This window comes from Phytohabitans flavus, assembly GCF_011764545.1.
Lineage (GTDB): Bacteria > Actinomycetota > Actinomycetes > Mycobacteriales > Micromonosporaceae > Phytohabitans > Phytohabitans flavus.
On sequence record NZ_AP022870.1, the window covers coordinates 4057448 to 4070387 of the forward strand.

9 protein-coding genes are annotated in these 12940 nt (G+C 70.7%); 6 read left to right on the forward strand and 3 right to left on the reverse strand.

What is annotated here, in order from left to right; all coding sequences use genetic code 11:
• Positions 1 to 3: 3 nt before the first annotated feature.
• From treZ to Pflav_RS17665, 3 genes are all read right to left on the reverse strand, one after another.
• The gene (gene treZ / locus Pflav_RS17655) at positions 4 to 1725 is read right to left on the reverse strand and encodes a malto-oligosyltrehalose trehalohydrolase (protein ID WP_173037142.1); all 1722 of its coding nucleotides are present in this window, start codon (positions 1723 to 1725) and stop codon (positions 4 to 6) included.
• Positions 1726 to 1804: 79 nt separating this feature from the next.
• Entirely contained in the window at positions 1805 to 3649 is a 1845-nt protein-coding gene (gene glgB, locus Pflav_RS17660) for a 1,4-alpha-glucan branching protein GlgB (protein WP_173037143.1), read from the reverse strand.
• Positions 3649 to 4911 (reverse strand): glycosyltransferase family 4 protein, encoded by a 1263-nt coding sequence (locus Pflav_RS17665; RefSeq protein ID WP_173042484.1) that lies wholly within the window; start codon positions 4909 to 4911, stop codon positions 3649 to 3651. Before Pflav_RS17665 ends, glgB begins: the two co-directional genes overlap by 1 nt.
• A gap of 418 nt (positions 4912 to 5329) precedes the next feature.
• Here Pflav_RS17665 and Pflav_RS17670 point away from each other — a divergent pair, with 418 nt between their 5' ends.
• From Pflav_RS17670 to larAH, 6 genes are all read left to right on the forward strand, one after another.
• Complete coding sequence (locus Pflav_RS17670) at positions 5330 to 6226, forward strand: hypothetical protein (RefSeq protein ID WP_173037144.1); 897 nt, start codon at positions 5330 to 5332, stop codon at positions 6224 to 6226.
• A 210-nt stretch (positions 6227 to 6436) separates the two neighbouring features.
• Positions 6437 to 7051: a TetR/AcrR family transcriptional regulator gene (locus Pflav_RS17675; protein WP_173037145.1), complete on the forward strand. Its 615-nt coding sequence runs from the start codon at positions 6437 to 6439 to the stop codon at positions 7049 to 7051.
• A 20-nt stretch (positions 7052 to 7071) separates the two neighbouring features.
• A complete protein-coding gene (locus Pflav_RS17680; protein WP_173037146.1) occupies positions 7072 to 7878 on the forward strand; it encodes a ferritin-like domain-containing protein in 807 nt (268 codons plus the stop codon).
• A gap of 2 nt (positions 7879 to 7880) precedes the next feature.
• On the forward strand, positions 7881 to 10145 hold the full coding sequence (locus Pflav_RS17685) for an HAD-IB family hydrolase (RefSeq protein ID WP_197938608.1): 2265 nt from the start codon (positions 7881 to 7883) through the stop codon (positions 10143 to 10145).
• The gene (locus Pflav_RS17690) at positions 10142 to 11335 is read left to right on the forward strand and encodes a zinc-dependent alcohol dehydrogenase (protein ID WP_173037148.1); all 1194 of its coding nucleotides are present in this window, start codon (positions 10142 to 10144) and stop codon (positions 11333 to 11335) included. The genes Pflav_RS17685 and Pflav_RS17690 overlap by 4 nt, the downstream gene beginning before the upstream one ends.
• A 13-nt stretch (positions 11336 to 11348) precedes the next feature.
• Complete coding sequence (gene larAH, locus Pflav_RS17695) at positions 11349 to 12926, forward strand: NPN-dependent hydroxyacid isomerase, LarAH14/15/16 family (RefSeq protein WP_173037149.1); 1578 nt, start codon at positions 11349 to 11351, stop codon at positions 12924 to 12926.
• Positions 12927 to 12940 lie beyond the last annotated feature (14 nt).

Sequence of the window (12940 nt, forward strand, 5' to 3'; positions counted from 1 at the left end):
TTCCTAGATCGCCACTATTGCCGCAGACTCCGCGGGGAGATCGGCCACCTCGCCGCGTACCTCCACACCGGGGTCGGTGACCAGCAGTGTCGAGCGGGCGAGGGCTGGCAGGGCGAGCCGCTGGGGGTGCGGCGCGAGGTTGGCGGCGACGGCCGTGGCGCCACGCCGGACCACCAGCGACAGGTCCCCCGGCCGGGCCTCCACCCGGTCCAGGCGAGGGTCGGTGAGGTCAGGGCGGTCGCGGCGCAGGGCGATCAGCGCGCGGTGGAAGTCGTACAGCTCGCGGTGGGCCGGCTTGTCCCGCTCGACCCAGTCGAGGTGGGAGCGGGCGAACGTCGCCGGGTCCTGCGGGTCGGGCACCTCGTCGCCGTCCCACCCGTGCGCGGCGAACTCCCGGCGCCGTCCGCCGGCCACGGCCGCGGCCAGCTCGGGCTCGGGGTGGCTGGTGAAGAACTGCCAGGGGGTACGCGCGCCCCACTCCTCGCCCATGAAGAGCATCGGCGTGAACGGGGCGGTGAAGAGCAGCACCGCGCCGACTTTCAGCAGGCCAGGGCTCAGCGCGTCGCTGATCCGGTCACCTGTCGCCCGGTTTCCGACCTGGTCGTGGTTTTGCAGGTACGCGACGAAGCGGTGCCCCGGCGTCCGTTCCCGGTCGACCGGGCGGCCGTGTACGCGCCGCCGGAAGCCGGACCAGGTGCCGGCGTGGAAGAAGGCGCCCGCGAGGACCGTGGCCAGGCAGTCCGTGGAGCCGAAGTCGCCGTAGTAGCCCTGCCGCTCCCCGGTCAGCAAGGCGTGCAGCGCGTGGTGGACGTCGTCGTCCCACTGCGCGTGCAGGCCGTACCCGCCGGCCTCCCGGGACGCGACGAGACGCGGGTCATTGAGGTCGGACTCCGCGATCAGCGTGAGTGGGCGGCCCAGGTGCGCGGCGAGGGCGTCCACCTCGGCGGCCAGCTCCTCCAGCAGGTGTACCGCCCGGTGGTCAACAAGCGCGTGCACCGCGTCCAGCCGCAGCCCGTCGGCGTGGTAGTCGCGCAGCCACATGAGTGCGCTGTCTATCACGTACCGGCGTACGCCGTCGGAGAGCGGGCCGTCGAGGTTGAGCGAGCGCCCCCAGGTGTTGGCGCCCTCGGCGAGGTAGGGCGCGAACAGGGGGGCGTACGCGCCGGAGGGGCCGAAGTGGTTGTACACCGCGTCGACGACGACGGCCAGCCCGCGCGCGTGGCAGGCGTCGACGAGGCGCTTGAGCCCGTCCGGCCCGCCGTACGGCTCGTGCGGTGCGTACCAGCAGACCCCGTCGTAGCCCCAGTTGTGGGTGCCGTTGAACGCGTTCACCGGGAGCAGCTCGACCGTGGTGACGCCGAGGTCGACGAGGTGGTCGAGGCGGGTGATGGCCGCGTCGAACGTGCCCTCCGGGGTGAACGTGCCGACGTGCAGCTCGTACAGCACGCTGCCGGGCAGGGCGCGGCCGGTCCAGCCGGCGTCGGTCCACCGGAACGCGGAGTGGTCGTAGATCCGGCTGGGCCCGTGCACCCCGTACGGCTGCCAGGGCGAGCGCGGGTCGGGCAGCGGCTCGTCCCCGTCGTCCAGCAGGAAGGCGTAATCGGTGGCGGGCGCCGTTGCCCGCCACCAACCGTCCTCACCCAGGGTGAGGTCCTGGTCCCGCCCGCCGTCCAGGCGCACACGTACCCGGGACCGCTCCGGCGCCCACACGGCGAACTCGGCCATGGCCCCTATCCTGCCCGTTGCGACAGCTTTTATCCGGGTTTACGGCCTCACGCTGTCCGGCGACGCAGCGTTTACGGCCTCACGCTGTCCGGCGACGCAGCCACACCGCGCTGAACGGGCCGACGTGCACCTTCGCCGACTGCGGGTGGCCGTCCGCCGGGGCGCCGTCCGCGTCGACGCCGCCGAGGTTGCCCACGCCGGATCCGCCGTACGCGTGCGCGTCGGTGTTGACGACCTCTTCCCAGCGACCGCCCTCGGGCAGCCCGACCTGGTACCCGGTCCGTGCCACCCCGGAGAAGTTGACCACGCAGGCGAGCGTCTCCCCCTCGGCGTACCGCAGGAACGACACGACGTTGGCTGCGCGGTCGTCGTGCCGGATCCAGCCGAACCCTTCTCCGAGGGTGTCCTTTGCCCACAGGGCGGGCGACTCCCGGTACACCCGGTTGAGGTCACGCAGCAGTGCGGGCGTGCCCTCGCCGGTCAGCGACCAGTCCAGCCCGCGGGCCTCGCTCCACTCCCGGTCGTCGGCCAGCTCGCAGCCCATGAAGAGCAGCTGCTTGCCGGGGAACGCCCACATGTACGCCAGGAACCCGCGCAGCCCGGCCAGCTTCTGCCAGCGGTCGCCAGGCATCTTACCGATGAGCGAGCCCTTGCCGTGCACCACCTCGTCGTGGCTGATCGGCAGCAGGAACTGCTCGTCGAACGCGTACACGCTCGGCCAGGTCACCTCGTCGTGGTGGAAGGTGCGGTGCACCGGGTCGCGGGCGATGTACGCGAGGGTGTCGTGCATCCAGCCCATGTTCCACTTCAGGCCGAAGCCGAGGCCGCCCCAGTCGACCGGCCGCGAGACGCCGGGCCACGCGGTCGACTCCTCCGCGATCATCACGACGCCGGGGTGCTTGCGGTACACCGTGGCGTTCAGCTCGCGGAGCATGTCGATGGCCTCGAGGTGCTCCCGCCCGCCGTACGCGTTCGGCTCCCACTGGCCGTAGCCGCGCGAGTAGTCGAGGTACAGCATCGAGGCGACCGCGTCCACCCGCAGCCCGTCGATGTGAAACTCCTCGAGCCAGTACAGCGCGTTGGCGACGAGGAAGTTGCGCACCTCCCACCGGCCGTAGTTGAACACCAGCGAGCCCCAGTCGGGGTGCTCGCCCCGCCGCGGGTCCGGGTGCTCGTACAGGCAGGTGCCGTCGAACCGGGCCAGCGCCCAGTCGTCCTTCGGGAAATGCGCCGGCACCCAGTCCAGCAGCACGCCGATGCCGGCCTGGTGCAGGCGGTCGACGAGGTAGCGGAACTCGTCCGGCGTCCCGAACCGGGCCGTCGGCGCGTAGTAGCCGGTCACCTGGTAGCCCCACGAGCCGCCGTACGGGTGCTCGGCCACGGGCAGCAGCTCGACGTGTGTGAAGCCGAGGTCGGTCACGTACCCCACGAGCTGGTCGGCCAGCTCCACGTAGGACAGACCGGGGCGCCACGAGCCGAGGTGCACCTCGTACACGGACATCGGCCGCGCGTGGTGGTCGGTGTGGCGGGCGTCCACCCAGGCCGCGTCGCCCCACTCGTACACCGAACGCTCGATCACCGACGCGGTCAGGGGTGGCACCTCGGTCGCCCGCGCGAGCGGGTCGGCCTTGTCCACCCAGCGGCCGTCGGCGCCGTGGATCCGGTACTTGTACCGGTGACCGGGCGCGGCGCCGTCGACGTGCCCGGACCACACACCGCTTTCGCCGAGCCGCTCGAGCGGCACGCCCGACCAGCCGGTGAAGTCGCCGATCACCTGGACCTCACGCGCGTTGGGTGCCCAGACCGCGAACCGCGTCCCGGCATCCTCGACGTGCGCGCCGAGTACTTCCCAAAGCCGCTCGTGCCGGCCCTGGCCGATGAGGAAAAGATCGAAGTCACTGATCCGGGAGAGAGTACTCAGCATCAGGCGACCGCCAACAGGTTGCCCTCGCGGATGTTCAGGGTCGGACGGCCCTGCGCCATCCGGGCCTCGGCCTGCGCCGCGTTGAACGCCGGCGCCTGCGCGATCGCCGCGGAGTAGACGGCCGACGTGTGGGCCGCGATCGAGGCCCAGCCGTACCGCTCGTGCACCATCGCACGGGCGCGGCCGGCCATCTCGCGAGCCTGATCGGCGTCGGACAGCAGCGTGCCGATCGCGTCGGCCAGCGCGTCCGGGTCCTTGGCCGGGAACGTCATGCCGTTGATACCCGGCGTGACGAACTCGGCCAGCCCGCCGGTCGAGGCGACCGCGAGCGGCGCGCCGGCCGCCGCGCCCTCGAGCGCGACCATGCCGAACGGCTCGTAGATGCTCGGCACCGCGAAGCAGTCCGAGGCGGCGATCACGGCGGGCAGGTCGGTGCCGCCGAGGAAGCCGGGGAACGTGACCGTCTGGCCCAGGCCGAGGCGGTGGATGTCCGCCTCGAGCTCCGGCCTGTACGGGCCGTCGCCAGCGATCACCAGGCGTAGGCCGGGGTGCCGGTCACGCAGCTTGGGCAGGCTGGCGATCAGGTCCTGCACGCCCTTCTCGTACACAAGGCGGCCGGCGAAGGTGAGCAGCGGGCCGTCACCGGCGAACCGCCGGCGGGCCGAGGCGACGGCGTCCGCCGGCACCTGCCAGCGGTCGGTCTCCACGCCGTTAGCCACCACGTCGAGGCGCTGGGTGGGCAGGTCGAACAGGCGGTTGACCTCCCACTTCATGTACTCGGAGCAGACGATGACGCGGGCCGCCTCCTGGCCGAGCCACCACTCGACGGAGTGGATGGCCTTGTTCATCTCGTCGGGCAGCCAGCCCTGGTGGCGGCCGGCCTCGGTGGCGTGGATGGTCGCCACGAGCGGCAGGTCCAGGTGCTCCTTGAGCGTGATCGCGGTGTGCGTGACAAGCCAGTCGTGGGCGTGGATCACGTCGTAGTCGCCGGACTCCGCGGCGCGCAGCGCGGCCCGGGTCAGCGTGTGGTTGAACGCCATCGTCCAGGCCAGCAGCGAGGGCGTGGCCAGCGGGAAGACCGGCGGGTCCTCGGGGGCGCGGACGATGCGCACACCCTCGGCGTACTCCTCCAGGGGAGCGCCGGGCGCGTGCCGGGTGACGACGGTGACCTCGTGGCCGGCGGCGGCCAGGGTGGTCGAGAGGTGGTGCACGTGCCGCCCGAGGCCACCCACCAGGACCGGCGGGTACTCCCAGGAGAGCATCAGGATGCGGCGGCGCCCGTCGGGCGCGCTGCCGTGGTGGCTCGGGGTCTGCGGGAACGTCGGGGCGGTCGGGGAGGGACGGAAGGCGCCGTCGGTGGGCTCGACCCGCAGGGTCACACTCTTCTCCTTCTTCGCGAAACAGGCATGGACGTACGCCAGCCGGCGCCTGTGGCGGCAGTGCGTGAAAATTTATGGCCGAGCGGCCACGTATAGGAAAAGCCATCCGTGTTTCGCCCGCATTCCGGGGGCGTGTAAAGGTGAGCGACGACACGCCGCACTCGCCCCGATTAGGCCCCAGTGCAGCCTGAGTGTGCTCCAGCGCACCTTCACAAGCCACTTGCGCCCCCACTAACACACCCACCCAGCGACCCTACGCGCGGGGCAGCGCGACACCGCCCCGACGGGCGAGCCTGAAGGGATGCCCCTACCTCCCCGGCGCCCCGCCGCGCTGGCCGGCAAGATCTTCCTGGCGCGCGACGCGCTGGCGCGGAAGTTGTTGACCCCCGCCGAACTGCGCAGCGCCGCCTGGCGACCGCTGTTTCGCGGGGTCTACGCGGACGCCTCGCTCACGATCAGCCACCGGCATCGGTGCCTCGCGGTGTGCCGGTACCTGCTGCCGTCCGGCGGCGCGGTCGCGGGCCGGTCAGCGGCCGCGCTGTACGGCGCCGGCACCGCCACGACCGACGAACCGGTACAGGTCGTGGTACCCCGCAAGATCCGCTTCGGCCCGTTCAGCGGCCTGGACGTGCACGGTGCCGACCTGATCGACGGCGACGTGCGGGATCTGGCGGGCGTGCGGGTGACCACCCCGGTCCGTACCTGCTGGGACCTCGCCCAGTGGCTCGACCTGGTCGAGGCCGTGGTCATCGTCGACATCCTCGTCCAACGCCGGCTCGTGACCGTGGCCGACCTCGAGGCGTACGCCACCACCCGCCGGGGAGCCCGCGGCTGGCGCCGACTGCTGCGCGCGGCCACCCTCGCCGACCCCGGCGCCGAGTCGCCACAGGAAAGCCGCCTACGGGTACGACTCGTACTGGCCGGCGTACCCGCCCCGGTCACCCAGTACGTCATCGAGCGCGACGGCCGCTTCCTGGCCCGCGTCGACCTCGCCTGGCCCGACCAGAAAGTAGCCGTGGAATACGACGGCCTCTGGCACGCCGCCCACGACCAGATCCACCGCGACCGCCAACGCCTCAACCGCCTCCTCGGCGCCGACTGGCTAGTCCTCCACGTCACCTCCAAGCGCCTGGCCGAAGACTTCGACACCTTCGCCGCAGAGCTCCGAGCCGCCCTCCGCCGCCGCACCCGCGCATGATCCAAACAATATCCCTGTTTTTGCTGCCTCCCGGTGCCGTTGAGGCAGCAAAAACAGGGATTTTGTTGCCGTGACCGGTTCGGTACGCGTGTGACGGGGGTCGCTCTTGATGTGGGCCAGGTGACATGACAGCATGAGCCGAAATCAAACTGAACAGTTTGGTTTGGCTAGCCGGTCCAGGCGAGCCGCACGGGGGCATTGGGGGGTGTCGTGGAGCTCGACTCGCGGCGGGCCCAGGCGAAGCGGGAGCAGATCCGCCAGGGCGCGCTCGCGGCGTTCCTCGAGTCCGGTGTCTCCGGCACGAGCATGGACCACGTGGCGGCCTGCGCAGGCGTGTCCAAGCAGACGCTGTATGTGTACTTCCGCAGCAAAGAAGATCTGCTCGTCGACGTGCTGGGCGGCATCGTCGCCTCGCTCGACGAGCGGGCGCCGCTGCTGGCCGACCGCACCGTGACCGACCGCGAGCACCTGCGGGAGGTGCTCTCCGAGGTGGCCTGGGTGATGGTCAGGCACCTCATGAGCGACGAATACCTGGCCCTGTTCCGCATCTTCATCGCGGAGATGGCCACCACGCCAGGGCTCCTGGCGATCTGGAGGGAGACCGTTCCGGCCCGTTTCCTCGCCCGCGTAGAGGCCGTGCTACAGCGGGCCCGGGAGGCGGGAGTGATCCGCGACGTCGACCTCGACCTCGCGACCCGGCTTTTCATCGGGCCGATGATGACCTTCGTGTTTCTCGATGGGCTGGCCCGTCCGGGCGAGGTCCTCGTTCCGAATCGCAAGCGGCTCGACCAGATCGTCGAGCTCTACCTGCGCGCCGTAACTTGAGCCCCCGGAGGTCGGCCGACATGTCCTTCGATCTTGATCACTACAAACAGACCGCCAAGGCCGTCGACGTCGACGACATCGACTTCGATGACTTCCGTGACCAGCCCCTCTCCGACGACGCCATCCGCTGCCTGCACTACATGACCGACGTCGAGACGCACACCGTCTGCTACCTGCGCGACCTGCTGGTCACCCCCTCCCACCAGAACCCCCGGATCACCGCGTTCCTTACTATGTGGAACTTCGAGGAGTACTGGCACGGCGACGTCATCGACCGGATCCTGGCGGTGCACCACGAGGTCAACGGGCTGCCCCGGCACCGCTCGGTGCGCCTGTCACAGGGCTTCAAGGGAAACGTGGTCACGCCCATCACGCAATGCCTCGCCGCGGCCGTCGTCGGCGAGGATTTCATCGCCACGCACATGACATTCGGCGCGGTCAACGAGTGGTCGGCGCACGCCGCGTACGGCAGGTTGATCGAGCTTGAACGGCATGCGACGCTGACGAAGATTCTGCAGCGAATTCAGCAACAGGAGAGCCGACACTTGGCGTTTTACATGTCCGAGGCCCGGGAGCGGCTGGAGAAAAGCCGCAAGGCCCAGCGGGTGACCCGCTTCGCACTGAGGCGGCTGTGGGCCCCGGTCGGCTCTAGCATCTCGCCGAAGCCGGAGACCCGGTTCGTCCTCAACCACCTGCTCGGTGGCGAAGGTGGAGGCAAGATCGTGAAGATGCTCGACTCCAAGGTCGACAAGCTGCCCGGCCAGGAAGGGCTGAGCGTTGTCGCCAAGGCCATGAAGGCGTTCGGCGTCCGGGTCGCGGCAGCGTGAGCGTGAGCGATCATCTGCGCGGGCAGCACATCCTCCTGACCGGGGGCACCGGGTTCCTCGGTCAGGCGCTGCTGGAGAAGCTGCTGTCGACGTACCCGGAGACGCGGGTGACGCTGCTGGTCCGGCGGCGCGGCAGCTCGTCCGGTACCGACCGGCTGGCCACGCTGCTCAAGCGGCCGGTCTTCGCCAAGTGGCGGGAGGCGGTCGGGCCGGAGGCGGCCGCGGCCATCGTCGCCGAGCGGGTCAGTGTCATCGACGCCGAGCTGGGCAACACGGACGTGCGCCTGCCCAGCGACATCGACGCGGTGATCCACGCGGCCTCGACCGTCTCCTTCGACCCGCCGATCGACGACGCCTTCCGCACCAACGTGCAGGGCGTGGTCGACCTCTACGAGGCGGTGAAGGCGAGCGGCGCCACCCCGCACGTCGTGCACGTGTCCACGGCGTATGTGGCGGGGGCGCGCAAGGGTGTCGTACCCGAGCGATCGCTGGACCACGACGCGGACTGGCGGATCGAGCTGGCCGCCGCCCGCGCGGCCCGGGAGAGCGTGGAGTGGGACTCGCGCCGGCCCGCGGTGCTCAAGCGGGCCATCGCGGAGGCCCGCAAGGTCCACGGCAAGTCCGGGCCGCAGAGCACCGCGACCGCCGCCGAGGAGCGGCGGGTCGAGTGGGTGGAGAAGCAGCTCGTCGAGTACGGGCGGCTGCGCGCGCAGAGCGTCGGGTGGCCGGACGTGTACACGTTCACCAAGGCGCTCGGCGAGCGGGTGGCCGAGGAGACGCTGACCGGCGCGATGCCGCTGTCCGTGGTGCGGCCGGCGATCGTGGAGAGCGCGCTGCGGTACCCGTTCCCCGGCTGGATCGACGGCTTCAAGATGGCCGACCCGCTGGTCCTGGCGTTCGGCCGGGGCATCCTGCCGGAGTTCCCCGGCCTGCCCGACGGCGTGCTCGACGTGATCCCGGTGGACATCGTGGTCAACGCGACCCTCGCCGTGGCCGCCGCTCCCCCGCCCCCGGAGACGCCGGCGTACTACCACGTCGGCTCCGGCGCCCGTAATCCGCTGACGTTCCGGGCGATGTACGACAGCGTGAAGGAGTACTTCACCGACCACCCGATGCCCGACGGCGGCCGTGGCCAGATCAAGGTGCCGGACTGGACGTTCCCGGGCGCGCGGCGGGTCGAGCGGCAGCTGCGCACCGGCGAGCGGGTGATGTCGGTGGCGCAGAAGGCGCTGCTGTCCGCCCCGGCCAACAAGCGCACCCGCCGCTGGCAGGACGACCTCACCCGGCAGCAGGACCAGCTCGACTTCCTGCGCAAGTACGCCGACCTGTACGGCGTCTACACCGAGGCCGAGGTCATCTACACCGACACGAAGCTGCTCGCGCTGCACCGCTCGCTGCCCGGCGACCGGGTCGAGGCGCACGGCTTCGACGCGGCGACCATCGACTGGTACCACTACCTCCAGGAAGTGCACTACCCGGCGATCACCGCCACGATGCGCAAGGCGACCGCCGGGCGGCGCACCAGCAGCAACGCGCTGCCGCCGCTGCGCCAGTCGCCCAACGGCGGCGACGTGGTGGCGGTGTTCGACCTGGAGGGCACGCTCGTCGCGTCCAACGTGATCGAGACGTACCTGCTGGCCCGCCTCTGCGACCTGCCCCGCTCCGGCTGGCCGGGCGAGATCGCCGACCTGGTCCGCAAGCTGCCCCGCTACATGGCGGCCGAGCGGCGCGACCGGGGCGAGTTCCTGCGCACGTTCATGCGTCGGTACGCCGGCGCCGACGAGGCCGGCCTGGCCCGCATCGTCGCCGAGCGGCTCGGCGACGCGCTGCTGCGCCGCTCCCACCCGGAGGCGATCCGCCAGGTACGCAAGCACCGCGCGGCCGGGCACCGCACGATCCTCATCACCGGTACGGTCGACGTGCTCGTCCAGCCGATCGCCGGGCTCTTCGACGAGGTGGTGGCGAGCCGGCTGCACATGCGCGACGGCCGCTACTCCGGCTTCCTGGAGGCGCCGCCGCTGGTCGGCGAGGCCCGGGCGGCCTGGCTGCGGCGGTACGCGGAGAATGCCGGCGCCGACCTGCCGGCCAGCTACGCGTATGGCGACAGCTACTCGGACCGGCCGCTGCTGGAGGCCGTCGGCAACCCGGTGGCGGTCAACCCCGACCCGCACCTGTACCGGCACGCCAAGTCCCGCCGCTGGGCGGTGGCGCAGTGGAAGGCGTACACCCTGCCGGCCGGTGACGTCTTCCTGGAGACAGTTCCGTGAACCTGAATCTCGAGTACCACCGTTCGCCGATCCGCTACATCACCTCGCGGACCGCGACCGGCACCATCGCGACCGGCCGCGCCGCCGGCTGGTGGGCGGCGAACATGTCGCCGGTCCGGCTGGTCAACCGCCCCGACCCGCGCCTGCCCGGTCCCGGGTGGACGCGGGTCAAGCCGCTGCTGTCCGGCATCTGCGGCTCCGACCTGGGGCTGCTGACCGGCCGCAACTCGCCGTACCTCAGCGCCTTGATCTCCTTGCCCTTCACCCCGGGGCACGAGGTGGTCGGCGAGACCCTAGACGCGCTGCCCGACCTGCCGAAGGGCAGCCGCGTCGTGCTCGACCCGGTGCTCGGCTGCGTCCCCCGGGCCGTCAAGCTCTGCCCAGCGTGCGAGGCGGACCAGCACAGCCGCTGCGACCACATCACCTCCGGCATGGTCTCGGCCGCGCTGCAAACCGGCTTCTGCGCGGACACCGGCGGCGGCTGGAGCCGGATGTTCGTGGCGCACGGCAGCCAGCTGCACAAGGTGCCGGACGAGATCGACGACGAGCGGGCCGTACTCGTCGAGCCGCTCGCCTGCGCGATCCACTCGGTGCGCCGCATCCCGATCCCGGACGGCGCGAGCGTGCTCGTCGTCGGCGCCGGTACGGTTGGGCTCTTCACCACGCTGGCGCTGCGCGAGTACACGAAGGCCGGCCCGATCTACGTGATCGCCCGGTACGGCCACCAGCGCGAGCGGGCCCGCGAGATGGGCGCCACCGAGGTGCTCTCCTCCGACCGGGCGGCGCGCGCGTTGCGCCGCGCGACCGGGGGCTTCCTGGCCCGGCCCGAGCAGGGCGCCGAGTTCCTGCTGGGCGGCACCGACATCGCGTTCGACTGCACGTCCGGCTCCGGTCTGGACACCGCGCTGCGGGTGGTACGCGCCGGCGGTACCGTGCTGTTGTCGGGAATGCCCAACGCCAGCGTCGACCTGACGCCGGCCTGGTTCCGGGAGCTCAACCTCGTCGGGGCGTATGCCTCTGGCGGTGGCGACTTTCCAGACGCGATGGCGCTCGCGAAGTCCGCGCCGCTGACCGGCTACGTCGATGCCACATACCCGCTCTCGCGCTGGCGGGACGCGATCGGCCACGCCAGCTCCTCGGGGCGGCTGGGGTCGATCAAGGTGGCGTTCGACCCGACCAAGGATCAATAGGGAGACACCCGAGATGAGTAGGCCAGGATTCGTCCTCGAAGTGGACGAACGCACTCCAGCGCTGCTGATGCACGAAGGCGAGGGTTTCCGCCTGGAGAAGCTGCCGCTCGGCAGCCGGGTGATCTACCCGCCGGAGTCGCTGCCCGGCATGCGCGACGTCGACGGCGAGATCCGCCGCGCGCTGGACAACCCGCTGGGCCGCGAGCCGCTGCGCGAGCTGCTCTACCCGGGCATGCGGCTGACGATCGTCTTCGACGACCTGTCGATCCCGCTGCCGCCGATGCGCACGCCGGACATCCGCCAGCGGGTGATCGAGCAGGTGCTGGAGCTGGCCGCGGCCAAGGGTGTCGACGACGTCGAGCTGATCGCCGGTAACGCGCTGCACCGCCGGATGACGCCGGCCGAGCTCAAGCGCACGGTCGGCGAGCGGGTGTACCGCTCGTTCTTCCCCCGCCACCTGCGCAACCACGACGCCGAGGACAAGGCCAACCTCACCGAGATCGGCCACACGAAGCACGGCGAGGTCGTCGAGATCAACCGGCGTGCCGCCGAGAGCGACCTCATCGTGTACGTCAACATCTCGCTCACCGCGATGAGTGGCGGACCCAAGTCGGTGTCGGTGGGGCTCGCCTCGTACCGCAGCCTCAAGCACCACCACAACGTGCACACGCTGCGGCACTCGCGCTCGTTCAACGACCCGGCGAACTCGGCGATGCACCACTCGTACGACCGCATGGCCGGCCTGCTCGGCGACAGCCTCAAGATCTTCCAGATCGAGACGACGGTCAACAACGACACGTTCCCCACGCAGCTCGGCTTCCTGAACAAGCGCGAGTGGGAGTGGTCGCTGAAGGACCAGGCCGCGTACCTGGCGGTGAAGCGGGCCAACGACCTCGCCCCGCCGAAGCGGCGCCGGCAGATCTGGCACAAGACCGCCTCGCCGTACGGCATCACCTCGGTCACCGCGGGCGACCCGATCCAGGTGCACGAGGTCACGATGCGCCACGTGCTGCGGCAGCAGCTGACCGAAGTGGACGGTCCGGCGGACATCGGCATCTGGGGCCTGCCGTACATCTGCCCGTACAACGTCAACTCGATCATGAACCCGATCCTGGTGATGTCGCTCGGGCTCGGCTACTTCTTCAACCTGTACCGCAACCAGCCGATCGTCCGCCCCGGCGGCGTGGCGATCTACTACCACCCGGTGCGCAACGAGTTTCACCCGGTGCACCACCCCAGCTACATCGACTTCTTCGAAGAGGTGCTCGCCGAGACCACCGACCCGGTGGCGATCGAGACGAAGTACGAGGAGCAGTTCGCCACCGACCCGTGGTACACCCACCTGTACCGCAACAGCTACGCCTACCACGGCGTGCACCCGCTCTACATGTGGTACTGGGGCGCGCACGCGCTGGAGCACCTCGGCGAGGTCATCTTCGTCGGCGGCGACCGCAAGACCACGGCCCGCATGGGCTTCCGCTCGGCGTCCACATTGAACGACGCGCTGGAGATGGCGCGGGAGCGGGTGGGCGGCTCGCCGACCATCAACTACCAGCACGCGCCGCCGCTGACGATGGCGGACGTACGGTGAGGGGTTCCTTTCCA